Below are 22,549 nucleotides of genomic sequence, written 5' to 3' on the forward strand. Positions count from 1 at the left end.
ATGCGCGAGCACGGTGGAAATCTGGATCTGGCACAGCAGCGTTTCGGCGGACGCGCGGAAGACTGGATCGATCTGTCGACAGGGATCAACCGGCTGCCTTATCCCGTCGGCGAGATCGATGCGCACTATTGGAATGCGCTGCCCTCGCAATCCGACATCAACGCCCTGCATCAGGCGGCGCAGCATGCCTATCGCACCAGCGCACCGATCGTTGCGATGGGCGGCGCGCAGGCTGCCATTCAATTGCTGCCGCAGCTGTTACGAACCGGCCGCGCCCGCATCCTCGGACCGACCTACAATGAATACGCAGGGGTTCTGTCGGCCGCAGGCTGGGATGTCCAGGAGGTCAGGGAACTCGACGCGCTGGCGGGGGCGGATCTTGCCGTGATCGTCAATCCCAACAACCCCGGCGGACAGCATCGTGCACCAAAGGATCTGCTCGCACTGCTGCCGCGCGTCGGCCGCCTCGTCATCGACGAGAGCTTCGTCGACGCCGTTTCGCAGCTGTCGCTTGCATCGGAAGCCGATCGACCGGGACTGCTGATCCTGCGCTCGTTCGGAAAGTTCTATGGCCTTGCCGGCCTGCGGCTCGGCTTCGCGATCGGCAATGCCGCCGACATTGGCAAGCTTGCGTCGATGTCGGGTCCATGGCCGGTTTCGGGAGCGGCGATCGCGATCGGCTGTCGCGCGCTGCGCGACGACGCCTGGGCTGAGACCACGTCAGCGCGACTTGCCCGGGACTGTGTTCGCCTCGATGCCATAGCGCAAGCGCAAGGCTGGATGCTGCTTGGGGGGACGCCGCTGTTCCGTCTCTACGAGACACCCGACGCGCTCGCCGCGCAAGACAGACTGGCACAAAGCCAGATCTGGTCGCGCGTCTTCGCGCAAAAGCCGACATGGCTTCGGCTCGGGCTTCCCGGCAGCGAAGCCGAATGGATGCGCCTTGCCGAGGTGCTAGCGCGCTAGCGCAAGCAGACCTTCGACGTCGAGATGCTTTTCGATGTGGTCGGCGAGCGCATCGAGCGCACTCTCGACCCGGGCGTGGTAGGGCTCGTTGCCAGCGGGAATGTCGAGCTTTGCGAGGTACGCCTTGCGGAAATCATCCGACGTGAACAGGCCGTGCAGGTAGCTGCCCTGCACGCGGCCATCGCGCGAGATCGCGCCTTCGGTCTCGCCGTTCAGTGTCGCAAACGGGCGCGCACGATCGGGCCCATCGGTACGGCCGATGTGAATTTCGTACGCCTCGATCGGCTGATCCGTAGCGGCATGCACAGCCGTAACCCGCGTCAGCGTCTTCTGCGGACTCATCACCGTGTCCACATCCAGCAGCCCGAGCCCCGCCGTGTCGCCCGCGGGACCTTCAATTCCCTGTGGGTCCGCGACGCTGCGTCCCAGCATCTGATAGCCGCCGCAGAGGCCGAGCACATAGCCACCCCTGCGGTGATGCGCGAGCAGATCGATGTCCCAGCCTTGCGCGCGCAGGAAGGCGAGATCGCCGCGGGTGGACTTTGAGCCGGGGATGATGACGAGGCGGACATCGCCGGGGATGGCTTCGCCGGGGCGTACCATCACGAGATCGACGCCCGGCTCGAGCTTGAGTGGATCGAGATCGTCGAAATTGGCGATCCGCGACAGCGCGAGGCAGGCGATCTTGCATTGGCCCGGCTTGCGCGCATCGCTGAGGCCCAGCGCATCCTCGGCCGGCAGCTCGCCGGCGCGGGCGAACCAGGGCAGCACGCCAAGGCCGCGCCACGCGGTCTTTTGCTCGATCAGCCTGTAGCCGTCGTCGAACAGGGTGGGATCGCCGCGGAACTTGTTGATGACAAAACCCCGGATTATCGCGGCATCGTCGGGGTCGATCACCGTCTTGATGCCGACGAGCTGGGCGATGACGCCGCCGCGGTCGATGTCGCCGATCAGCACGACCGGCACGTCGGCCTTGCGCGCAAAACCCATATTGGCGATGTCGGCCTTACGCAAATTCACCTCGGCCGGACTGCCGGCGCCTTCCACCAGCACTAGATCGGCGCGTGCCTTCAGCCGCTCAAAGCTCTCCAGCACCGCGCCCATCAGCGAGGGCTTCATCGCGGCGTAGTCACGCGCGCGCGCAGTCGCGATGCGCTTTCCGTGGACGATCACCTGCGCGCCGACATCGGTCTCGGGCTTGAGCAGCACGGGGTTCATGTCGGTGTGCGGTTCGACGCCTGCTGCCAGCGCCTGCAGCGCCTGGGCGCGGCCGATCTCGCCGCCATCGATGGTGACGGCGGCGTTGTTCGACATGTTCTGCGGCTTGAACGGCAGCACGCGCAGGCCGCGCCGCGTGAAGGCACGCGCAAGGCCTGCGACGATGAGCGACTTGCCCACGTCCGAGCCGGCCCCCTGGATCATCAATGCGCGCGCCATCGAACTCAGAACTCGACGCCGGCCTGCGCCTTGATGCCGGAGCGGAAGGGATGCTTGACCAGCGTCATCTCGGTGACGAGATCGGCGATCTCGATCAGCTCGTCCTTGGCGTTGCGCCCGGTGAGGACGACATGCGTCATCGGCGGCTTCGAGGTGGTCAGAAACTCGACGACCTCGGCGATGTCGAGATAGTCGTAGCGCAGCGCGATGTTGATCTCGTCGAGCACGACCATGCGCAAGCTCTCATCGAGGATCAGCTCCTTGGCCTTCTCCCAGCCGGCGCGCGCGGCGGCGATGTCGCGGGCGCGGTCCTGCGTCTCCCAGGTAAAACCTTCGCCCATGGCGTGGAACTGGCAGAGGTCGCCGAAATGGCCGGTGAGCAGGCGTCGCTCGCCGGTATCCCAGGCGCCCTTGATGAACTGCACGACCGCACAGGGGAAGCCATGGGCGACGCAGCGGACGATCATGCCGAAGGCCGAGGAGGACTTGCCCTTGCCGGCGCCGGTGTGGACGATGATGAGGCCCTTTTCGCCGCTCTTGGTCGCCATGATCTTGTCGCGGGCGGCCTTCTTCTTCGCCATTTTCGTGGCGTGGCGGGCGTCGGTTTCCTCGGCCGTTTTTGTATCCGGTTCAGGCGTCATCGGTCCCGGTCCTTCGGCTTGACAAGTGGCGGCCACCGGCAAATGGTGGCCCGGCGTTGGTTCCTGTCCTATGACAGGCGAAGAGGGAATGCGATAGGGTCCGAATCGGCAAGATTTGGGTCCAAAATGCAGCCGCCCCCGCGACCGTGACCGGAGAGATGCCCGAAGCCACTGATTCCCGCGGGAATCGGGAAGGCGGGGATCGAAGGGCAAAACCCTGCTCCGCAAGCCGGGAGACCTGCCAGCGCGGACGAGTTTTGGACCGGCGGACGGGGTGTTCCGCGACGGGGAAACGGGCCTTCTGAAGAATGGTCCGTGTGCCTCATCGCCTCCCGCTGTTATCTGGAAGAGGCGATGACCGTCACACTTCACGTCTGCATCACCTGCCGTGCCGGCGAGACGCCTGGCGAGGGCGAGGCGACGCCCGGCAAGCGCCTGCATGGGGCGATCCTCGACGCCGGCGTGCCCGAGGGCGTCAATGTGGTTCCCGTCGAATGCCTGTCGGCCTGCAATCAGGGCTGCTCGGTCGCGCTCAGCGCGCCCGGCCGCTGGTCGTATGTCTATGGCCGCCTGTCGGATGCGAATGCGCGGGATGTGGTCGCGGGCGCCGCGGCTTATGCGGCGGCGCCGGATGGTCTCGTGCCCTGGCGCAGCCGGCCGGAAATATTCCGCAAGCAATCGCTTGCCCGCATTCCCCCCATTGCCGTCGTGCCGGAGGCCGCCGAATGAACTCGCTCGCAAAAGTCCCTGTGACGGTGGTCACCGGTTTTCTCGGCTCCGGCAAGACGACGCTGATCCAGCATCTGCTCAGCAATGCCGGCGGCAAGAAGCTCGCGGTGCTCGTGAACGAGTTCGGCAGTGAGGGCGTCGACGGCGAGATATTGAAATCCTGCGCCGATGCCAATTGCCCGGAGGAGAACATCATCGAGCTCGCCAATGGCTGCATCTGCTGCACGGTCGCGGACGATTTCATTCCGACCATGGAGAAACTGCTGGCGCGGCCCGTGCGCCCCGATCACATCCTGATCGAGACCTCGGGCCTGGCGCTGCCGAAGCCGCTGCTGAAGGCATTCGACTGGCCGGAGATCCGCTCGCGCATCACCGTCGACGGCGTGATCGCGCTCGCGGATGCCGAGGCTGTCGCCGCCGGCCGCTTTGCACCGGATCCTGATGCCGTCGAAGCGCAGCGGGCGGCAGACCAAAATCTCGATCACGAGACGCCGCTGTCGGAGGTGTTCGAGGATCAGATCGCCTGCGCCGATATCGTGCTGCTGACCAAGGCCGATCTTGCGGGCGCGGCGGGGCTTGAAGCGGCCAAGGCGGCGATTATTGCCGAGATGCCGCGCCGCGTGCCGATGCTCCCCGTGACCGACGGCGCGATCGATGCGCGCGTCATCCTCGGTCTCGGCGCCGCCGCCGAGAACGATCTCGCTGCGCGCCCCTCGCATCATGACGGCGAGGAGGAGCACGAGCACGATGACTTCGCCTCCGTCGTGGTCGACCTTCCTGAAGTCGCCGACGTCGATGCGCTGGTCGCATCCGTCCAGAAGCTGGCACGCGAGCAGAACGTGCTGCGGGCCAAGGGTTACATCGCGGTCGCGGGCAAGCCGATGCGGCTGCTGCTGCAGGCCGTCGGCGAGCGCGTGCGCCACCAGTTCGACAAGCCGTGGGGCGCCGGTCACAGGCGGTCGAAGCTCGTCGTGATCGGCGAGCACGGCGATATCGACGAGGCCGCCATCAAGGCAGGACTAGGTATCTGATGCACGTCGTCTTCCGCGAGAGCCGCGGTCTGGAGGAGACCGCGATGCCAAGGGATATCGGCCAGGACCCGGCCGATCTCGTGGTGCTCTCGTATTCGGATTCGGATCTCGCGGCGTTCGCAGCCGGCTGGCGGCGTGGTCGCGAGAACCTGCCGACGCTGCGGCTCGCGAACCTTGCTGAGCTGCGTCATCCGCTGTCGGTCGACACCTATATCGAGCGCACGCTGTCGCAGGCGCGCGGCATTCTGGTGCGGCTGATCGGCGGGGAGTCCTACTGGCCGTATGGGCTTGCGGCCCTGCAACAGCTCGCGAAGGACCGTGGCATTGTGCTGGCCGTGCTGCCGGCCGATGGCCGTGACGACACGCGGCTCGATGCATACTCGACCTTGCCGGTCTCGACGCTGCGCCGGCTCAAGGTGCTCTGCGACACCGGCGGCCCGGTCGCGGCGCAGGCCGCGATTGCACAGCTCGCGCTGGCCTCGGGCCTCTATGCCGGGCCAGTTATCGGCGAGACGACCGTGCCCGAGATGGGGTTCTACGATCCCGCGCGTGGTGTCATTGCTGCGCCGGTGGGCGGCGAGGGCAGGCCGCGCGCGCTGGTGACGTTCTATCGCTCCTATCTCACCGCTGCCGACACCGGCCCGGTCGATGCCCTGATCGCGACGTTGCGTCAGAAGGGATTTGACACTTGTGGCGCGTTCGTCACGTCGCTGAAGGCTGCGGGCGTTGCGGATTGGCTGCGCGCGTATCTTGCGCAAAATCCTCCGGCGGCGATCGTCAATGCGACGGCGTTCTCGGCCATGGGCGACGACGGCACGACACCATTCGACGCCGCATCCTGTCCGGTGTTTCAGGTCGCGCTCTCCACCGCGCGGCGCGAGGACTGGGTGGACTCGCTGCGCGGCCTGTCGCCCGGCGATCTCGCGATGCATGTGGTGCTGCCCGAGGTCGATGGCCGCCTGTTCGCGGGCGTGGTGAGCTTCAAATCGGCGGGGATGCGTGACCCCGATCTGCAATTTTCGCGTCTTGCGCACGGCGCCGATGAAGGGCGCGTGACGGCCGTCGCCGCGCGCGTCGCGGCTTGGCGGGGCCTCGCGGAGAAGCCAGCTGCCGAGAAGCGCATTGCGATCGTGCTCTCGAATTATCCGGGCCGGCCGCATCAGATCGCGCATGCGGTCGGTCTCGATGCGCTGGCTTCGGTCGAGGCACTGGTGTCGGATCTCGCGGAGGCCGGCTTCGATGTTGCGCCGGTCCACACCCTTGGCGAGACGCTGCTCAAGCGGCAACTGACCTGGGACGTTGCCGATTACCGCGCGGCGCTTTCGCGCCTGCCGCAAGTCTTGCAGGATGATCTCGCGCAAGCCTGGGGCGCGCCGGAGGATGATCCGAGCTGCCAGGACGGCGCGTTTCAATTCGCGGCCATCGCTTGCGGCAAGTCGATCGTCGCGGTTCAGCCGGAACGCGGCGATGCGACCACGCGCGATATCGATTATCACGATCTCGCCCGCACGCCGCGCCACGCCTATGTCGCGTTCTATCTCTGGCTCCGGCAGCAGGCCTGCGATGCCGTCGTGCATATGGGCGCACATGGCACGCTGGAATGGCTACCCGGAAAATCCGTGGCGCTGTCATCGCACTGCTGGCCGGAAGCCCTGATCGGCGATCTCCCGATCATCTATCCCTTCATCGTCAACGATCCCGGCGAGGCCGCGCAGGCGAAACGGCGCATTGGCGCCGTCACCATCGGCCATTTGCCGCCGCCGCTGGAAACATCCTCGGTGCCCGAGGCCCTGCGCCGGCTCGAACGACTTCTCGACGAATATTCGACCGCTGATGGTCTCGATCCCGCGCGCCGCCAACGGCTGATTGCCGCGATCCGCGACGAGGCGCGCGTGGCAGGCCTCGAAGACGATCTCGGTTTGGATGCCTCGGCCGCGCCCGCCGAAGCCATTCCGCGGATTGATCGCTTCGTCTGCGATCTCAAGGAAAGCCAATTCGGGGACGGCCTGCACGTATTCGGCCGCGGCGCCTGCGGCGAGGCGGAGCGCGGAGCGCTGCGCGCCGCGCTTGCCGGCCAGCGCGTTGCGCCGGGACCGTCGGGCTCGCCCTATCGCGGCCGTCAAGACGTGCTGCCGACCGGGCGCAATCTCTTTGCGGTCGATCCGCGCGCCGTGCCGACGCCGTCGGCACATGCGCAGGGGATAAAACTCGCCGAAGAGCTGCTGCGCCGCCATCTGCAGGATCACGGCGACTGGCCGAAGGGGCTCGTCGTCGATCTCTGGGGTTCGGCAACGATGCGCACCGCGGGCGAAGAGTTCGCGATGGCGCTGCATCTGGCCGGCCTTGCGCCGCGCTGGGATCACGCCTCCGGCCGCGTCACCGGCTACGACATCGTCGCGCCGGCCGAGCTCGGCCGCCCCCGCATCGACGTCACGCTGCGCGTGTCCGGCCTGTTCCGCGACGTCTTCTCAGGCCTTGCGCAATTGTTCGAGGCCGCCTCCGAAGCGCTTGCGGCGCGCGAGGACGAGGGCGACGAGAATCCGTACCGCCACCGCGCCTCCCGCGTGTTCGCGCCGCGTCCCGGACAATACGGCGTGGGCCTATCCGCGATCCCCGATGCCTTCACGCCGGAGACCCGCGAGGCAGCCGGTGAAGCCTGGCTGGCGGCATCGTCCTGGGCGTTCTCGGCCGACGGCGAGATGCAGCCGAATCGCGCCGGCATCGAACAGCGCCTCGCTGCGGCCGATGGCTTTGTCCATGTCCAGGACTTGCCGGAGACCGATTTGCTGCTCGCGGCCGACTATGCCGCGCATGAAGCCGGCGTTGCGGCCGCGGCCGCGCATCTCGGCGCGGCAGGGCCGGCGCTCTATCATCTCGACACGACGCGTCCCGAGCAGCCGCATGCGCGCACCCTGACCGAGGAAATCGCGCGTGTCGTCCGTGCGCGTGCCGCGAATCCGGCCTGGATCGCCGGCATGATGCGTCACGGCTTTCGCGGCGCCGCCGAAATCACCGCGACACTGGAGCACATGGCCGCTTTCGCGCATCTCGCCGGCGCCGTGCCGCCGCATCTGTTCGATCTCTACTACGATGCAACGCTCGGCAATGATGACGTCCGCGCTTTCATGGCGCGTGAAAATCCGTCCGCGCTCGCCGCGATGGAAATCTGTTTTGCGCGCCTGCACGATGCGGCGCTTTGGCAAACGCGCCGCAATTCGATCGCCGCGGCGCTGCGGGAGGCCTCATGAGCGCGGCCACGGTCAAGGGCTGGTGTCCCGGCGCGCTGCGCCCGATGCTCTCGGGCGACGGGCTCGTGGTGCGCGTGCGTCCGTTCGGTGGACGGCTGGAAGCACCGCAAATTTCCGGACTTGCCGAGCTCGCCGGGCGACACGGCAATGGTCTGATCGACGTGACGAGCCGCGCCAATCTGCAGATCAGGGGCGTCAGTGAAGCAGGCCATCGACCGTTGATCGACGGCCTTGCACGATTGGCGCTGCTCGATCCCGATCCGGCCACGGAAGCCCGTCGCAACATCCTCGTCACGCCGTTCTGGCGCGCTGGCGACGCGACACAATCGCTTGCCGCCGAGCTGGAAGAAGCGCTCGAGGATAATGCGCTCGCGCTTCCAACGAAATTCGGCTTCGCCATCGATGACGGGACCTCGCGCGTGCTCGCCGGCGATTCCGCCGACATCCGCATCGAGCGCGATCGCACAGGCCGTCTCCTGGTGCGGGCCGATGGCGCAAAGCTGGGCCGCTCCGTCGCACGCGGAGAAGCCGTGAGCACGGCGCTCGCGCTCGCAAGCTGGTTCCTGGTCTCCGGCGGCGCGACAGGCGGGCGAGGGCGCATGGCGGCCCACATCGCGTCCGGCGCGGCATTGCCTCAATCGCTGCGCGGCGAGACCGAGCCCGCGCCCGTGATGGCCGCCTCGCGTCCCGGGCACTATCCGCAAGGCGCGATGGTCGGCGTCGCGTTCGGGCAGATGCTGCATACGATGCTGCATCAGTTCGCCGGTTGTGGACATGCGCTGCGCATGACGCCCTGGCGGATGGTGCTGAGCGAAGGCAAGCGCGAGATGCCGAGCGCGCCGGGCCTGATCACCGAGCCCTTTGATCCCGCGCTGCGCGTCATCGCCTGCAGCGGCGCGCCGCGCTGCCGCGAAGCCCATGCCGATACGCGTGCGCTCGCAGCAGCGCTCGCCCCGCGCATCGCCGCCGATGCGCGGCTCCACGTCTCCGGCTGCGGCAAGGGCTGTGCCCATTCCGGCACGGCCGCGGTCACGCTGGTGGCGACCCGCGCCGGCTTCGATCTCGTCCGTGACGGCTCGATCCGCGACGAGCCGGTGCTGCGCGGCCTGAACGGCGCGGACATCGTCAGCGATCCCTCCATTCTCGTGGGAGGGAATTGATGCCGCACACTTACGAGACCGACGGCGCGGCCATCTACCGGCAGTCCTTTGCGACCATCCGCGCCGAGGCCGATCTTGCCCGCTTCACGCCGGACGAAGAACAAATCGTGGTGCGGATGATCCATGCCGCCGGCATGGTCGGCCTGGAGGCGCATATCCGCTTCACGCAGGGCATGGCGACCGCTGCGCGCGCCGCCCTGCAACGAGGCGCGCCGATCCTGTGCGATGCGCGCATGGTCTCTGAAGGGATTACGCGCGCGAGGTTGCCGGCAGCCAATGCCGTCATCTGCACGCTCGGCGACGAGGCCGTTCCAGCGCTGGCGCAATCCATGCGCAACACCCGCTCGGCCGCGGCGCTGGAGCTGTGGCGGCCGCATCTCGATGGTGCGATCGTTGCGATCGGCAATGCGCCGACCGCGCTGTTTCATCTGCTCAACATGCTGGAGAACCGTGACTGCCCACGGCCCGCGGCGATCATCGGCTGTCCCGTCGGATTCGTCGGCGCTGCCGAATCCAAGGCCGCGCTGATGGCCGATCCGCCGGCGCCGGCGCTGACGGTCGAGGGCCGCCTCGGCGGTTCCGCGATTACCGTTGCCGCCGTGAACGCCTTGGCGAGCCGGAGCGAATAGCGATGGGGCGCATCATCTGCTGCGGTCTCGGCCCTGGCGATCCTGATCTGATGAGCGTGCGCGCCAATCGCACCGTGCGCGCCGCAAGCCACGTCGCCTACTTCCGCAAGAAGGGCCGGCCGGGCCAGGCGCGGCGGATCGTCGAGGGCATGCTGGCGGCCGATGTCACCGAATATCCCATGGAATATCCGGTCACCACCGAGATCGCCTTCGACAGCGCCGAGTACGTGCAGCTGCTGGCGGGCTTCTACGACGAGTGGGCGGAGCGTCTGGCGCGGCTTTCGCGCGCGGTCGACGTCGTCGTGCTCTGCGAGGGCGACCCTTATTTCTACGGCTCCTTCATGCATCTGCACATACGCCTGCAGGGCCGTGTCGAGATCGAGGTGATTGCGGGCATTCCCGGCATGGTCGGCTGCTGGAACGGCGTCGGGCAGCCGATCGCGCTCGGCGATGACGTGACGACCGTGCTGATGGGAACGCTGGCCGAGGACGAGCTCGAGCGGCGCATGCGCGATTCCGATGCGGTTGTCGTCATGAAGACCGGGCGCAATCTCGCAAAGGTGCGCCGCGCGCTCAGCTCAGCCGGCCGGCTCGATGATGCCTGGCTGGTCGAGTGCGGCACCATGGCGGGCGAGCGCGTGGTGCGGCTCGCCGACATTGACGGCGCGGACTGTCCCTATTTCGCGATCGTGCTGGTGCACGGCAAGGGCCGGCAACTGGACGCTGCAGAATGACGGGCACGTTGACCATCGCGGGCCTGGGGCCGGGCAGCGATGCGCTGGTAACGCCCGAGGTCACGGCCGCGCTGGCCGCCGCAACCGACATTCTGGGTTACGCACCCTATGTCACGCGCGTGCCGCCGCGTGCCGGGCTTAAGCTGCATCCCTCGGATAACCGCGAGGAGCTGCAGCGCGCGAGCGAAGCGCTGCGGCTTGCGTCCGAAGGCGGGCAGGTCGTTGTCGTGTCCTCGGGCGATCCCGGCGTCTTCGCGATGGCCTCTGCAGTGTTCGAGGCGCTTGAACAGGCGCCGCAATGGCGGGATCTTTCGATTCGCGTGCTGCCTGGCATCACGGCGATGCTGGCAGCTGCCGCGCGCGCGGGCGCGCCGCTCGGCCATGATTTCTGCGCCATCAATCTCTCCGACAATCTCAAGCCGTGGGCAGTCATCGAGAAGCGCCTGCGGCTTGCCGCCGAAGCTGATCTTTCGATTGCGATGTACAATCCGCGCTCCGCAAGTCGGCCCGAAGGATTTGGCCGCGCGCTCGCGGTGCTGAAGGACGCCGGTTGCGGCGAGCGCCTCGTGATTTTTGCGCGCGCGGTCAGCACAGCTGACGAGAGGATCGAAACTGTCACGCTGCACGAAGCCCGGCCCGAGATGGCCGATATGCGCACGCTGGTCATCGTCGGCAATTCGCAGACGCGCCGCGTCGGCCGCTGGGTCTATGCACCGAGGCGGGTCGAATGACTGAGCCACTGCATCACCTCAGTGACGCTCTCAACCCGTCGGCGCTCGGGCAGCTCCGGCCGCGAGATCATGACCACGGGAAGGCCGAGCAGGCGCGCCGCGTCGATCTTGGCGCGCGCGCCGTCGCCGCCGGAATTGCGGGCGACGATCCATGCGATGCCGCGCGTCCGCATCATCTCCAGTTCGCCGTCAAGGTTGAACGGTCCACGCGATACGATCATTTCGGCCGCAAAGGGCAGGGGCGCTTCGGGCGGATCGACGAAGCGGAGCGTGTAGGTGTGCTGCGGCTTGCTTGCGAACGGCGCGATGTGCTGGCGGCCGATGGCGAGGAACACGTTTGCGGGCGCCTCCGGCAGTGCGGCGACTGCAGCGTTGACATCTGCGACCTCAATCCAATTGTCGCCGGACATCCCGGTCCAAGGCGCGCGCTCCAGCGCGATCAGCGGCGTATCGGTTTCCGCGCACGCCTCGACCGCATTGCGGCTCATCTCCGCAGCGAAAGGATGCGTCGCGTCGATCACATGCGTAATGCCTTCGCTGCGGATGGTGTCGGCAAGCCCGCTCACGCCGCCGAAGCCGCCGATGCGGGTCGGCAGCGGCTGATCCGCAGGCGCGCGGGTGCGGCCGCCATAGGAATAGATGGCCTCGATGCCTGCGCGCGCGATCGCCGCGGCGAGCAGGCTCGCATCGGCAGTTCCGCCCAGAATGAGGGCGCGCGTCATGGCTGATTCCTTGGCTGATCCCTGGCTGACCATCATCGGTATCGGCGAAGATGGCCTTGCCGGGCTGTCCGAAGCAAGCCGAAAGGCGCTCAATGAGGCCGAAACCGTCTTCGGTGGTGCACGGCATCTCGCGCTTGCCGGCGTCGGCAGCCGCGGCCGTCCGTGGCCGGTGCCGTTCGACGCCGACGTCGTTCTGAGCAGCCGCGGCCGGCCGACAGTGGTGCTCGCTTCCGGCGATCCGTTCTGGCATGGCGCAGGTGCAGGTCTCGCCGAGAAGCTGCAGACCGGCGAGTGGACCGCGCATTCCGCTCCGTCGACCTTCTCGCTTGCGGCCGCGCGGCTGGGCTGGCGGCTCGAATCCGCCGTCTGCCTCGGGCTTCACGCCGCACCGTTCGAACGTCTCGTTCCGCATCTGGCGCGAGGGGCGCGCATCATCTGCCTCGTGCGCGATGGGAAAGCGGCAAGCGATCTCGCAAAATGGTTGAGCGAGCGCGGATGGGGCGCCTCGGCCTTCTGGACGCTCGCCGCACTCGGTGGTCCGCGCGATAGCATCCAAGAACATCGCGCCGACGGTTTCGCCGGTGATCCCGCTGGAAACCTGATCACCGTCGCCGTTGAGGCGAAGGGCACGCATGGTATGCCCCACGCCTCGGGGCGTCCTGACGATCTGTTCGTCCATGACGGCCAGATCACCAAGCGGCCGGTGCGTGCGCTCGCGCTCTCGGCGCTGGCGCCGCGTCCGGGCGAACGGCTGTGGGATATCGGCGCCGGTTCGGGGTCGATCTCGGTCGAGTGGGCGCTGTGCGGCGGGACGGCGACCGCAATCGAGCCGCGCGAGGATCGCGTCGCAAACATCCGCAGCAATGCAGCGGCGTTTGGACTTTCGCACCGGATAACCGTCGTCACGGGGAGGGCGCCTGAAGCTGTTGCTGCACTCGAAGCACCGGATGCGGTCTTCATCGGCGGCGGCCTCGACATCGCGATGTTCGATGCGATCTGGTCGCGGCTTGCACCGGGCACACGGCTGGTTGCACATTCAGTGACATTGGAGACGGAAGCGTTGCTCGTTGATCTGCACCAGCGCCACGGCGGCGAGCTGATGCGGGTCGACATCGCTTATGCTGGCCCGCTCGGCCGTTACCGATCCTGGGAGGCGGCACGGCCGGTGGTGCAGTGGAGTACGGTCCGATGAAGGTGGTCGGGTTTGGGTTCAGGAGAGATGTCACTCTCGCTTCGCTGCGCGAAGCGCTGCTGGCTGCGGGTGATCCCGAAGGCCTCACTGCGATGGCAACTGTCAGCGACAAGGCCGACGCGGAGCCGTTGAAGCAGCTCGCGCTTGAGTGCGGCGTGCCGATCAAGGCTGTTCCGGCCGACATGTTGGCCAGGATAGCCACGCCGACCCGGTCCAAACTCGTGATGGAGAAGTTCGGCATCGGATCGGTTGCCGAAGCAGCAGCTCTCGCTGCGGCGGGGCCGCGTGCACGGCTGATCTCGGCACGCGTTGTCTCGCGGGATCGCACTGCGACCGCCGCGATCGCGGAAGGAGACGGCGCATGACGGTGCATTTCATCGGGGCAGGGCCGGGCGCGCCCGATTTGCTGACGTTGCGCGGCCGCGACCTGATCGCGGCCTGTCCGGTCTGCCTCTATGCGGGCTCACTGGTCCCCGAAGGCGTGCTGGCGCATTGCCCGCCGGGCGCGCGCATCGTCAATACCGCGCCGCTATCGCTCGACGAGATCATCGCGGAGATCGCCGCCGCGCATGCCGAAGGCAAGGACGTCGCTCGCCTGCATTCCGGCGATCTCTCGGTCTGGTCGGCGATGGGCGAGCAGCTCCGCCGCCTGCGCGCACTCGGTATCCCTTTCACCGTGACGCCTGGCGTGCCGTCCTTCTCCGCCGCCGCCGCCGCTCTGGAGGCTGAGCTGACGCTGCCCGGTCTCGCCCAGACGGTGGTGCTGACGCGCACGCCCGGCCGCGCCAGTGCGATGCCCGAGCGCGAGAAGCTCGCCGCATTCGCCGCGACCGGTGCGGTGCTTGCGATCCATCTGTCGATCCATCTGCTCGACAAGGTCGTCGCCGAGCTCGCGCCGCATTATGGCGCGGATTGCCCGGTCGCCATCGTCTGGCGCGCGAGCTGGCCGGACCAGCGCATCGTCCGCGCCACGCTTGCTACGCTCGATGCTGCCGTCGGCACCGAGATGGAGCGCACCGCGATCATTCTGGTCGGCAGAACGCTTGGTGCTGCGGATTTCGACGAGAGCCGCCTCTATGCCGCCGACTACGATCGTCGCTATCGGCCTGTCGGTGCCGAGCCACGCTTTCCGGAGGCCTCGTGATGGCGGCAGGCTTCGTCATCTCCGCGCCGGCTTCCGGCGTCGGCAAGACCACGCTGACGCTGGCGCTCGCGCGCGCCTGGCGCAATCGCGGATTGAACGTGCAGTGCTTCAAGAGCGGTCCCGATTACATCGATCCCGCCTTCCACGCCGCCGCCACGGGGCGCGCTTCCGTCAACGTCGATAGCTGGGCGATGGACCGCGGGGGCATCGCCCATCTCGTCAGCCGCGGCGCGGACGCCGATGTCGTGCTCGCCGAGGGATCGATGGGCCTGTTCGACGGCGTCGCCGCGCGCGGTGTCTCCGGCACCGGTGCCACCGCCGACATTGCGGAGATGCTGGGCTGGCCGGTGGTGCTGGTGATCGATCCTTCCGGTCAGGCGCAGACCGCGGCGGCGATCGCCGCGGGACTTCGCGATTATCGCCCCGGTGTGCGCCTTGCGGGCGTCGTGCTCAACCGCGTTGCCAGCCCGCGCCACGAAGACCTCGTGCGGCGTGCGCTCAACGATTCCGGCATTGCCGTGTTCGGCGCGCTGCCGCGTCATGCCGAGATCAGCCTGCCGAAGCGACATCTCGGCCTGGTGCAGGCCGAAGAGCAGGGCGAGATCGGCAAGCTGATCGACGAGGCCGCGCGCTTCGTCGCCGAGCATGTCGATCTCGATGCGGTGCTGCGATCGGCTGCCAGCTGGTCGCCGCAACCTGCCGCGAATGGGCTGAACGTGACACCGCCGGGGCAGCGCATCGCGCTGGCCCGCGATGCGGCGTTCTCCTTCGTCTATCCGCATATGCTGGAAGCCTGGCGCCGGGCGGGCGCGGAGATCTCGACATTCTCGCCGCTCTCCGATGAAGCGCCTGACGCGAGCGCCGATGTGTGCTGGCTGCCCGGCGGTTATCCCGAGTTGCATGCCGGCAAGATCGCGGCCAATGCGCGTTTTCGCAGCGGCCTGCGCGCCTTCGCCGAAACGCGGCCGGTGCACGGCGAATGCGGGGGCTATATGGTGCTGGGAACCGCTTTGACCGATGCGGACGGAATCCGCCACGAGATGACAGGCCTGCTTGGCCTGGAGACGAGCTTTGCCAAACGCCGCATGCATCTCGGTTATCGTCTGGCCGAACTCGCCGCGCCGATGCCGGGACATCGCTCCGGCGCGCGCCTGCGCGGCCACGAATTCCACTATTCGACCATTCTTGCCCAGCCTGATACGCCGCTGGCGGTCGTGCATGATGCGACTGGCGCAGTCATCGCCGAGACCGGCTCGCAGCGCGGCCACGCCACCGGCACCTTCTTTCATCTGATCGCGGAGGACCGGTGAGCGGATTCGTCTCCTTCATCTCCGCCGGGCCCGGCGACCCCGAGCTTCTCACGCTCAAGGGCGCCGCGCGGCTGCGCGAAGCCGACGTCGTGCTCTATGACGATCTTGCCTCTGGCGCGATCCTCGATCTCGCCCGGCCAGGCGCCAATCTCGTCGCGGTGGGGAAACGGGCAGGGCGTCCCTCGACCAAGCAGCACCACGTCAACCGCCTGCTGGTCGACTATGCGGCGACAGGCGCACGCGTGGTGCGGCTCAAGTCGGGCGACGCCGGCATTTTCGGCCGGCTCGAGGAAGAACTTGAGACGCTGCGTGAGGCCGGCATCGGCTACGAGATCGTTCCCGGCGTGACATCGGCCTGCGTTGCCGCGGCGCAAGCCGGCATTCCCCTGACCCGGCGCCATACCTCGCGCCGGGTGCAGTTCGTGACCGGGGCTGATGTCACCGGCGCGTTGCCGCCTAACCTGAACTGGGGGGCACTGGCCGACCCGGAAGCGACGACCGTGGTCTATATGGGCCGGCGCACCTTCCCAGCGCTTGCTGCAAAATTGATCGCGCACGGCCTCGCCCCAACCACGCCGGCATTGTTCGCCGAATCCCTCGGACGCCCCGACGAACGGCTGGTCCGCACCACCATCGCCGAGCTTGCCGAGCAGCTTGCGCGCGGCGGCGCCGCCTCGACGGCCGCCGTGATCCTGTTTGGGGCGCTGGCGGGGGATTATCCGTCATGACGGCCCTGGCCGCCGTTCGCCCCTTGACGCAGGCTCAGCGAAAGGGGCACACAAGAGAGGCATGGTGCTCGACGCGGCGCAAAGCGCCGGAGCATAATCGGGAATGGGGATGGGCGGACCCAGTTGCGGCGCCCAAAACCCCAGCCGCCCCCGCGACTGTAAGCGGTGAGGGACTCCGATCAGCCACTGGGCCGCAAGGTCCGGGAAGGCCGGAAATCCCGGGGAACCGCGAGCCAGGAGACCGGCCCTGCACGTTTTGAGGCCAAGGCCGTCGGGTGTGACGGCAGGAAGGAAATTGAGCCATGCATATCGAACCCGGCATAGTGACGGGCGCCAAGCTCGTGTTGAGTTACGCAACCGGCATCGCCGCAGGCGGCGTTGCGCTGAAGCTCGCGGTGGAGACCGTGCGTGAGCAGGGCATCACGTCGTTCGCGGCGCGGACGCTCGCCACCACAGTCCTCGTCTTCACCTTCTTCGAGATCCTGCCGCACTTCCCGGTCGGCGTCTCCGAGGTGCACTTCATTCTCGGCTCGACACTGTTCCTGCTGTTCGGCGCGGCGCCTGCGGCCTTCGGCCTTGCGTTCGGTCTGCTGCTCCAGGGCGTGTTCTTCGAGCCCGCTGACATCCCGCAATACGGCATGAACATCACCACGCTGCTGGTGCCGCTGTTCGCGATTCAGGCGATCGCCACACGGATCATTTCGCGCAACACCGCCTATGTTGATTTGAAGTATCGGCAGGCCCTGGCGCTTTCGACGACCTATCAGGCCGGTGTGATCGCCTGGGTGGCGTTCTGGGCGCTCTATGGCTCCGGTTTTGCCATGACCAATCTCGCCAACATCGCGACGTTCGCGGCGTCCTATGCGCTGGTCATCGTGATCGAGCCGCTCGCCGATCTCGCGGTGCTGGCACTGGCGAAGTCGCTGCGCGGCGTCACCGCGCCCGGCCTCGTCACCCCGCGCCTGCACAACGCGGCCTGAGAGACAAGCGAGCGGGCGGCCGCAAGGGCCGCCCGTCGCGTTCGCGATGTTCACGCTCTCCCTGATAGGCATCGGTTGCGGCGATCCCAACCAGCTCACGCGCGCGGCTGTTCGAGCGATCAACGCCGCTGATCTCGTCCTGATCCCGCGCAAGGGGACGGCGAAGTCCGATCTCGCCGATCTCAGGCGGACGATCTGCGCGGACGTGCTCACCAGCGACGAGACAATCATTGCCGAATTCGATCTTCCCGTGCGCGACGCTGGTGAAGCTGACTATCGCAAGGGCGTGGACGATTGGCACGATGCGGTTGCCGCGACCTGGTCGAAAGCGATCGCAAACCATCTCGAGGGTGAGGGCAAGGTTGCGCTGCTGATCTGGGGCGATCCCTCGCTCTATGACTCCTCGCTGCGTATTGCACGACGGCTCAATCCGTTGCCGACGATCGAAGTCGTGCCCGGTATCACCTCGATCCAGGCGCTGTGCGCGGCCCATGCGCTGCCGCTCAACGATATCGGCGAGCCCTTTCTGGTCACGACGGGGCGGCGCTTGCGCGAAGGCGGCTGGCCGCAAGGTGTCGACACCGTGGTGGTGATGCTCGACGGCGGCACGGCGTTCCAGTCGCTTGATCAAGCCGGGATTCAAATCTATTGGGGCGCCTATCTCGGCATGCCCGACCAGATCGTCATGTCAGGCGTGCTCGCCGAGGTCGGCCCGCGCATCGTGGCGTTGCGTGAGGAGGCGCGCGAACGGCACGGCTGGATCATGGATAGCTACGTTCTCAAGCGCAGGCCGTAAGCGAGGCAGCATGCTCCCCGAATGGGTCACCCGAAACTGCCCCGACGTCTCCGCCGTCCATCGCGAGGCGGCCATCGCGCGGCAGGCGCAACTGACAAAGCCGACCGGTGCACTCGGCCGGCTGGAGCAGCTCGCAATCGAGCTTGCGGGCCTGCAGGCGACCGAGCAGCCGCGTGCCGCGCGGGTGCCGATCATCATCTTCGCCGGCGACCACGGCATCGTCGCGCAGGGCGTCTCGGCCTATCCGCAAGCCGTGACCATCGCGATGATGGCGAATTTTGCCTCCGGCGGTGCCGCGATCTCGGTGCTGGCGCGTGAGCTTGGCTCGAGCCTGGAGGTGGTCGACGCCGGCACGCTGGCACAGGACGAGATGGCAGGAATTGTCACCGACAAGCCGCGCCACGGCACACGCGATTTCAGCGTCGAAGCCGCTCTCGCACCCGCCGAGCTGGCGTTTGCCTTCGAGGCCGGCCAGCGCGCCGTCGCACGTGCGGCTGCCCATCAGCCTGATCTCCTGATCTTCGGCGAGATGGGGATCGGCAACACCACGACGTCAGCGGCGATCGCGGCGAGCCTGCTCGGCATCAGCGCCGAGGAGATCGCGGGGAGCGGCACCGGCGTCGATGCGGCCGGCCGCGCACATAAGGCCCGTGTCATCGATGCTGCGATCGCGCGTCACGGCGTTGGCGGCGCTTCGCCGGAAAAAATCCTATGCGCCGTTGGCGGCCTGGAGATCGCGGCGATCTCAGGTGCGATCATCGCGGCCGCGCAGCGCCGCATCCCTGTATTGATCGATGGCTTCATCGTATCGGTGGCGGCGCTGGCGGCGGCACGTCTCAATCCGTCGTGCCAGCCGTTCCTGCTGCCGTCGCATCAATCGGCGGAGCAAGGGCATCGGCTGGTGCTGCGCGCGCTGAACGTGCAGCCGTTGATCAGCCTCGATCTCCGGCTCGGCGAGGGATCGGGCGCCGCCATCGCGCTGCCGCTGGTGCGCCTCGCCTGCAGCCTCCACAATGGCATGGCGACGTTTGCGCAGGCCAATGTGCCGGATCGTCCTAGCTGATCCGGTGATTGACGGAGACGACGCGCCAGCCGCTCAGGAGGCGATCGATCCGGGTCAGCGACAGCGGATCGACCACGAAGCGCAAGGCCGCCTGCGGCGTCAGGTCCAGCGCGATGCAGAGTGCGGCGCGGATGGTGCCGGAATGCACGACGAGCGTGGCCGATCCGGCTGCGATCCGCGACAGGCCCAGCCGGACACGCGCGACCTGATCCGCAAAGCTCTCGCCGCCCGGCGGTCGTCCGCCAGCTGGATCGTTCCAGAACTGCGCATAGGCCTCACCGCGGGTCGCCTCGAGTTCGTCATGGCGATGGCCGGTCCAGTCACCAAAATCCTGCTCGCGGAATTCACTGACGGGCTCCGGCTCGAGGCCCAGCGCGCGCGCCGTCTCGACCGTACGCCGCGACGGGCTGGCATAGCCGGCGGCATCCGGTGGCAGGTGCCGTCGCACAGCGTCCAGTTGCGCGCGATCGCTGAGATCGGCCGGCGCGTCGGACGCGTGGATCGTGCCTGTGACGCCCGCGACGGGCGCGTGCCGTATCAACCAGAGGAAGGTCTCGCCTTCCATGCTCATCTCCAAGGAAGTTGGTCGTTGTGGCCATAACGCCGCAACTGGCACATTGACTCTGTTGTGATGGTAATCCTAGATGCTCGCGACGGTTTCCCCGAGAGGGGATGAAAAGGGAATACGGTGCGGGGACATTGTCCCCAACGCCGTGGCTGCCCCCGCAACTGTGAGCGGATAATCCTTCGTCAGAAGCCACTGGGTCCTCGGTCCCGGGAAGGCGACGAAGTGGTGATGACCCGCGAGCCAGGAGACCTGCCGTCAGCCGTGGTCACACGCGAAGATGTCGGTCGGGGAGTACAGACATTCGGCTTCATCGGACGGCTGAAGGGCCAAAAGGTGAGACCTCGTTCGCTGTGACGTGCCACTGACGTCATACCGAGGCCCGAAACCGTGTCTTCCATCCGTATCGTACGACCGCGAAAATTCCTGCTCGCCTCCGCGGCACTCACATCCTTTGCCGCTCTCGATCCGCCCGCTGCGCTGGCGCAGCAGGCCCGAGAGCCCCTGCCGCCGGTCGAAGTGTCGCCGGCCCAATCCCGCAAGCAGGCCAAGCCTGCCGGCCGGGAGGCGCAGAGCACGCGCCGCGCAGCAGCGCGCAGGCCGGCGACCGCAGCAGCGATGCCGAAGCCTGCCGTGCCGACTGCGGCACCCCCGACGCCGCTCAACAGCAATGCCGTGGCCGAAAGCGCCTCGCGGCTCGGCCTGACGGTGCGCGAGACGCCCGCGACCGTCGAGGTGATCTCCGCGGAGACCATGCGCGAGCAGGGTTATCGCACCGTGTCCGACGTGGCGCAGGGGGCGGTCGGCGTCACCTCCGGCGATAATCCGGCCGAGCCTTCCGCCTTCTCGATGCGCGGTTTCACCAACAGCCAGATCAACACGCTCTACAACGGCATCAAGATCGGTCCGCAGAACATGACCTCGCGGATCATGGACACCGCCAATCTGGAAGCCGTGGAATTCCTGAAGGGCCCGGCATCGCTGATCTCGGGCGAGGGCGCCGCCGGCGGGGCGATCAATTTTGTGACCAAGCAGCCGCACACGGGAGCGATCCGGAACGAAGCTGATTTCTCCTGGGATTCGCTCAGCTCGTTCCGCGCGCATTACGGCTCGGGCGGCAGCACCAATGTGCAGGGCCTCGACTACCGCTTCGACATCAGCCGTTCGGCGCTCAACGGCTTTGCCGACGACACCAATACCAAGATGCTCGATGTGTCGGGCCAGCTCAACTATCGCATCTCGGACAGTCTCAAGATCTGGGGCGCGATCGAGTATCGCGAGGATCGCTCGAAAGCCTATTGGGGCGCGCCGCTGGTGCCGATCGCTTTCAGTGGATCGCACGCGACGACGGGGATCGTCTCCGGCAACTACTTCAACAGGACTGATCTTGGGGCTGTCACGATCGACGACCGCACCTTCAATACCAACTACAATGTCCTCGACAACCGCAATGTCGCGCAGGAGGTGTGGCTGCGCGGCGGTTTCGAGCTGAAGCTGGCGCCGGACCTGACGCTGAAGAGCCAGGCCTATGGTTACGGCGCCGAGCGCACCTGGTTCAACAACGAGGTCGAAGCGTTCGATTCCACCAACAACCAGGTGTATCGCGAGCGCTTCTATGTCGCGCACAGCCAGCGCCTCGTCGGCAACATCACCGATTTGATCTGGGACACGAATATCGCAGGCTTCGACAACCGGCTGGTCACGACGCTGTCGTCGAGCTATCTCGATTTCGTCAGGCCGGGCGCGGCAAACTTCCCGAACGATTATGTTTCGCTGGTCGATCCCAACCGCGGCTTCTACGGTTTGCTCACGACCAAGCAGCAGACCGCGCGTATCGACAACGAGGCGCTGTCGTTCGAGGACCGGCTGAAGCTGACGCGGACCTTCGCGCTGATCGGCGGCCTGCGCGTCGAGCACATCGGGCTCGATCGCAACTCGACGGATGCCGCCGGCCTGGTGAACGCCGGCTTCCCGTTCACGAAAGACTGGGCGCCGGTGACGGGCCGCATCGGCTATACGTGGGAGGTCGTGCCCGGCATGACTTTCTTCAGCCAGTACGCCACCGGCGCCGACGTCTCCGCGAACACCAGCTTCCTGTTGTCGCCGACCCAGCCGCTCGACCTGACGACCTCGCGTACCTACGAGACCGGCGTCAAGCACCTGTTCTGGGACAACAGGGCGGAGTGGTCTTTCTCGGCCTACGACATCGTGCGCAAGAACGTCTATGCCGCGGCCGGCGGCATGGCGCTCAACATCGCCGGGCGACAGGAGTCGAAGGGCGTCGAGCTCGCCGCTTCGGTCCGTCCGATCGATCCACTGCGTCTGTGGGGCAACATCGCCTATGTCGACGCCCGCTATGCCGACTACAATTTCGTCGGCGGCTCGTTCTCCGGCAATACGCCGCCGAACGTGCCGCGCATCGTGGCGAATGCGGGTGCATCCTGGCGCTTCTTCACGCCCTGGCCGGTGGAGCTCGGCATCACCGGCCGCCATGTCGGCGACCGCTACAACACCGATGCCAATGTCGTGACGATGAAGGCGTATACCGTCGCCGACGTCTACGCCTTCGTCGATATCCCCAAGACGGTATTCAACGCGGTCGACCAGGCCCGCCTGACCTTCCGCGTGCGCAACATCACTGACAAGCGCTATGCGATCTGGGGCGATCCATTCTATCCCGACCAGATCCTGCTGGGCGCGCCCAGGACCTATGAGCTCTCCGCCGCGTTCAAATGGTAGGGCG

Annotated in this window: 21 protein-coding genes and 3 riboswitches; of the genes, 17 read left to right on the top strand and 4 right to left on the bottom strand. The window is 67.0% G+C overall.

The features are described from left to right. Entirely contained in the window at positions 1-966 is a 966-nt protein-coding gene (cobD, locus tag XH81_RS25820) for a threonine-phosphate decarboxylase CobD (RefSeq protein ID WP_028142437.1), read from the top strand. Here cobD and XH81_RS25825 read toward each other — a convergent pair. Continuing rightward, positions 955-2,403, bottom strand: coding sequence for a cobyric acid synthase (locus XH81_RS25825; protein ID WP_028142438.1), 1,449 nt, complete (start codon positions 2,401-2,403; stop codon positions 955-957). The genes cobD and XH81_RS25825 overlap by 12 nt on opposite strands. Positions 2,404-2,408: 5 nt before the next feature. Next, positions 2,409-3,044, bottom strand: coding sequence for a cob(I)yrinic acid a,c-diamide adenosyltransferase (gene cobO / locus XH81_RS25830; RefSeq protein WP_028142439.1), 636 nt, complete (start codon positions 3,042-3,044; stop codon positions 2,409-2,411). Between the two features lie 40 nt (positions 3,045-3,084). Further along, positions 3,085-3,304, top strand: a riboswitch (cobalamin riboswitch). A 94-nt stretch (positions 3,305-3,398) separates the two neighbouring features. On the opposite strand from cobO, the gene XH81_RS25835 reads away from it, so the two are divergent. Genes XH81_RS25835 through cobJ form a run of 7 tightly spaced genes read left to right on the top strand, consistent with a single transcriptional unit; the run spans position 3,399 to position 11,306 of the window. Continuing rightward, positions 3,399-3,773 carry a DUF1636 family protein gene (locus tag XH81_RS25835; protein WP_028142440.1) on the top strand — a complete coding sequence of 125 codons (375 nt, stop codon included), beginning with the start codon at positions 3,399-3,401 and terminating at the stop codon, positions 3,771-3,773. After that, positions 3,770-4,804 carry a cobalamin biosynthesis protein CobW gene (gene cobW / locus XH81_RS25840; protein ID WP_028142441.1) on the top strand — a complete coding sequence of 345 codons (1,035 nt, stop codon included), beginning with the start codon at positions 3,770-3,772 and terminating at the stop codon, positions 4,802-4,804. Before XH81_RS25835 ends, cobW begins: the two co-directional genes overlap by 4 nt. Further along, a complete protein-coding gene (gene cobN / locus XH81_RS25845) occupies positions 4,804-8,052 on the top strand; it encodes a cobaltochelatase subunit CobN (protein WP_028142442.1) in 3,249 nt (1,082 codons plus the stop codon). Before cobW ends, cobN begins: the two co-directional genes overlap by 1 nt. Next, positions 8,049-9,212, top strand: a complete 1,164-nt coding sequence (gene cobG / locus XH81_RS25850) for a precorrin-3B synthase (protein ID WP_028142443.1) — start codon at positions 8,049-8,051, stop codon at positions 9,210-9,212. Before cobN ends, cobG begins: the two co-directional genes overlap by 4 nt. Continuing rightward, complete coding sequence (locus XH81_RS25855; RefSeq protein ID WP_028142444.1) at positions 9,212-9,841, top strand: precorrin-8X methylmutase; 630 nt, start codon at positions 9,212-9,214, stop codon at positions 9,839-9,841. The genes cobG and XH81_RS25855 overlap by 1 nt, the downstream gene beginning before the upstream one ends. 2 nt (positions 9,842-9,843) lie before the next feature. Further along, positions 9,844-10,575 (top strand): precorrin-2 C(20)-methyltransferase, encoded by a 732-nt coding sequence (locus tag XH81_RS25860; protein ID WP_028142445.1) that lies wholly within the window; start codon positions 9,844-9,846, stop codon positions 10,573-10,575. Then, positions 10,572-11,306, top strand: a complete 735-nt coding sequence (gene cobJ, locus XH81_RS25865) for a precorrin-3B C(17)-methyltransferase (RefSeq protein ID WP_028142446.1) — start codon at positions 10,572-10,574, stop codon at positions 11,304-11,306. Before XH81_RS25860 ends, cobJ begins: the two co-directional genes overlap by 4 nt. On the opposite strand, the gene XH81_RS25870 is transcribed toward cobJ, so the two are convergent. Next, positions 11,282-12,028 (bottom strand): cobalt-precorrin-6A reductase, encoded by a 747-nt coding sequence (locus XH81_RS25870; protein ID WP_028142447.1) that lies wholly within the window; start codon positions 12,026-12,028, stop codon positions 11,282-11,284. The two genes, cobJ and XH81_RS25870, sit on opposite strands and share 25 nt — an antisense overlap. Before the next feature lie 10 nt (positions 12,029-12,038). Between XH81_RS25870 and XH81_RS25875 the strand changes: the two genes are divergently transcribed. The 8 genes from XH81_RS25875 (at position 12,039) to cobT (ending at position 19,241) form a co-directional block, all read left to right on the top strand. Continuing rightward, positions 12,039-13,220: a bifunctional cobalt-precorrin-7 (C(5))-methyltransferase/cobalt-precorrin-6B (C(15))-methyltransferase gene (locus tag XH81_RS25875; protein WP_028142448.1), complete on the top strand. Its 1,182-nt coding sequence runs from the start codon at positions 12,039-12,041 to the stop codon at positions 13,218-13,220. Further along, the gene (locus XH81_RS25880; RefSeq protein WP_271596409.1) at positions 13,217-13,585 is read left to right on the top strand and encodes a cobalamin biosynthesis protein; all 369 of its coding nucleotides are present in this window, start codon (positions 13,217-13,219) and stop codon (positions 13,583-13,585) included. Before XH81_RS25875 ends, XH81_RS25880 begins: the two co-directional genes overlap by 4 nt. Beyond that, positions 13,582-14,364, top strand: coding sequence for a precorrin-4 C(11)-methyltransferase (cobM, locus tag XH81_RS25885; RefSeq protein WP_038947924.1), 783 nt, complete (start codon positions 13,582-13,584; stop codon positions 14,362-14,364). The genes XH81_RS25880 and cobM overlap by 4 nt, the downstream gene beginning before the upstream one ends. Continuing rightward, positions 14,364-15,674, top strand: coding sequence for a cobyrinate a,c-diamide synthase (locus tag XH81_RS25890; RefSeq protein ID WP_095426512.1), 1,311 nt, complete (start codon positions 14,364-14,366; stop codon positions 15,672-15,674). Before cobM ends, XH81_RS25890 begins: the two co-directional genes overlap by 1 nt. Beyond that, positions 15,671-16,402 carry a uroporphyrinogen-III C-methyltransferase gene (cobA, locus tag XH81_RS25895; protein WP_212429404.1) on the top strand — a complete coding sequence of 244 codons (732 nt, stop codon included), beginning with the start codon at positions 15,671-15,673 and terminating at the stop codon, positions 16,400-16,402. Before XH81_RS25890 ends, cobA begins: the two co-directional genes overlap by 4 nt. Positions 16,403-16,447: 45 nt before the next feature. Then, a riboswitch (cobalamin riboswitch) is annotated at positions 16,448-16,666 on the top strand. A gap of 38 nt (positions 16,667-16,704) precedes the next feature. Beyond that, entirely contained in the window at positions 16,705-17,382 is a 678-nt protein-coding gene (locus XH81_RS25900; RefSeq protein WP_212429403.1) for an energy-coupling factor ABC transporter permease, read from the top strand. A 46-nt stretch (positions 17,383-17,428) separates the two neighbouring features. Beyond that, entirely contained in the window at positions 17,429-18,178 is a 750-nt protein-coding gene (cobF, locus tag XH81_RS25905; protein WP_271596410.1) for a precorrin-6A synthase (deacetylating), read from the top strand. 10 nt (positions 18,179-18,188) lie between these two features. Further along, positions 18,189-19,241, top strand: coding sequence for a nicotinate-nucleotide--dimethylbenzimidazole phosphoribosyltransferase (cobT, locus tag XH81_RS25910; protein WP_271596411.1), 1,053 nt, complete (start codon positions 18,189-18,191; stop codon positions 19,239-19,241). Here the strand turns inward: cobT and XH81_RS25915 are convergent. After that, entirely contained in the window at positions 19,234-19,806 is a 573-nt protein-coding gene (locus XH81_RS25915; protein WP_271596412.1) for a histidine phosphatase family protein, read from the bottom strand. The genes cobT and XH81_RS25915 overlap by 8 nt on opposite strands. A 72-nt stretch (positions 19,807-19,878) precedes the next feature. Continuing rightward, positions 19,879-20,080, top strand: a riboswitch (cobalamin riboswitch). 116 nt (positions 20,081-20,196) lie between these two features. Between XH81_RS25915 and XH81_RS25920 the strand changes: the two genes are divergently transcribed. Beyond that, entirely contained in the window at positions 20,197-22,545 is a 2,349-nt protein-coding gene (locus XH81_RS25920) for a TonB-dependent receptor (RefSeq protein WP_271596413.1), read from the top strand. Positions 22,546-22,549: the final 4 nt, after the last annotated feature.

The sequence above is a fragment of the Bradyrhizobium sp. CCBAU 25360 genome (assembly GCF_028128695.1).
Classification (GTDB): Bacteria; Pseudomonadota; Alphaproteobacteria; order Rhizobiales; family Xanthobacteraceae; genus Bradyrhizobium; species Bradyrhizobium ottawaense.

Excerpts from the sequence above, each read along its gene's own strand:
- cobD (WP_028142437.1), top strand. The coding sequence starts at position 1 with ATGCGCGAGCACGGTGGAAATCTGGATCTGGCACAGCAGCGTTTCGGC.
- XH81_RS25825 (WP_028142438.1), bottom strand. The coding sequence starts at position 2,403 with ATGGCGCGCGCATTGATGATCCAGGGGGCCGGCTCGGACGTGGGCAAG.
- cobO (WP_028142439.1), bottom strand. The coding sequence starts at position 3,044 with ATGACGCCTGAACCGGATACAAAAACGGCCGAGGAAACCGACGCCCGC.
- XH81_RS25835 (WP_028142440.1), top strand. The coding sequence starts at position 3,399 with ATGACCGTCACACTTCACGTCTGCATCACCTGCCGTGCCGGCGAGACG.
- cobW (WP_028142441.1), top strand. The coding sequence starts at position 3,770 with ATGAACTCGCTCGCAAAAGTCCCTGTGACGGTGGTCACCGGTTTTCTC.
- cobN (WP_028142442.1), top strand. The coding sequence starts at position 4,804 with ATGCACGTCGTCTTCCGCGAGAGCCGCGGTCTGGAGGAGACCGCGATG.
- cobG (WP_028142443.1), top strand. The coding sequence starts at position 8,049 with ATGAGCGCGGCCACGGTCAAGGGCTGGTGTCCCGGCGCGCTGCGCCCG.
- XH81_RS25855 (WP_028142444.1), top strand. The coding sequence starts at position 9,212 with ATGCCGCACACTTACGAGACCGACGGCGCGGCCATCTACCGGCAGTCC.
- XH81_RS25860 (WP_028142445.1), top strand. The coding sequence starts at position 9,844 with ATGGGGCGCATCATCTGCTGCGGTCTCGGCCCTGGCGATCCTGATCTG.
- cobJ (WP_028142446.1), top strand. The coding sequence starts at position 10,572 with ATGACGGGCACGTTGACCATCGCGGGCCTGGGGCCGGGCAGCGATGCG.
- XH81_RS25870 (WP_028142447.1), bottom strand. The coding sequence starts at position 12,028 with ATGACGCGCGCCCTCATTCTGGGCGGAACTGCCGATGCGAGCCTGCTC.
- XH81_RS25880 (WP_271596409.1), top strand. The coding sequence starts at position 13,217 with ATGAAGGTGGTCGGGTTTGGGTTCAGGAGAGATGTCACTCTCGCTTCG.
- cobM (WP_038947924.1), top strand. The coding sequence starts at position 13,582 with ATGACGGTGCATTTCATCGGGGCAGGGCCGGGCGCGCCCGATTTGCTG.
- XH81_RS25890 (WP_095426512.1), top strand. The coding sequence starts at position 14,364 with ATGGCGGCAGGCTTCGTCATCTCCGCGCCGGCTTCCGGCGTCGGCAAG.
- XH81_RS25900 (WP_212429403.1), top strand. The coding sequence starts at position 16,705 with ATGCATATCGAACCCGGCATAGTGACGGGCGCCAAGCTCGTGTTGAGT.
- cobF (WP_271596410.1), top strand. The coding sequence starts at position 17,429 with ATGTTCACGCTCTCCCTGATAGGCATCGGTTGCGGCGATCCCAACCAG.
- cobT (WP_271596411.1), top strand. The coding sequence starts at position 18,189 with ATGCTCCCCGAATGGGTCACCCGAAACTGCCCCGACGTCTCCGCCGTC.
- XH81_RS25915 (WP_271596412.1), bottom strand. The coding sequence starts at position 19,806 with ATGGAAGGCGAGACCTTCCTCTGGTTGATACGGCACGCGCCCGTCGCG.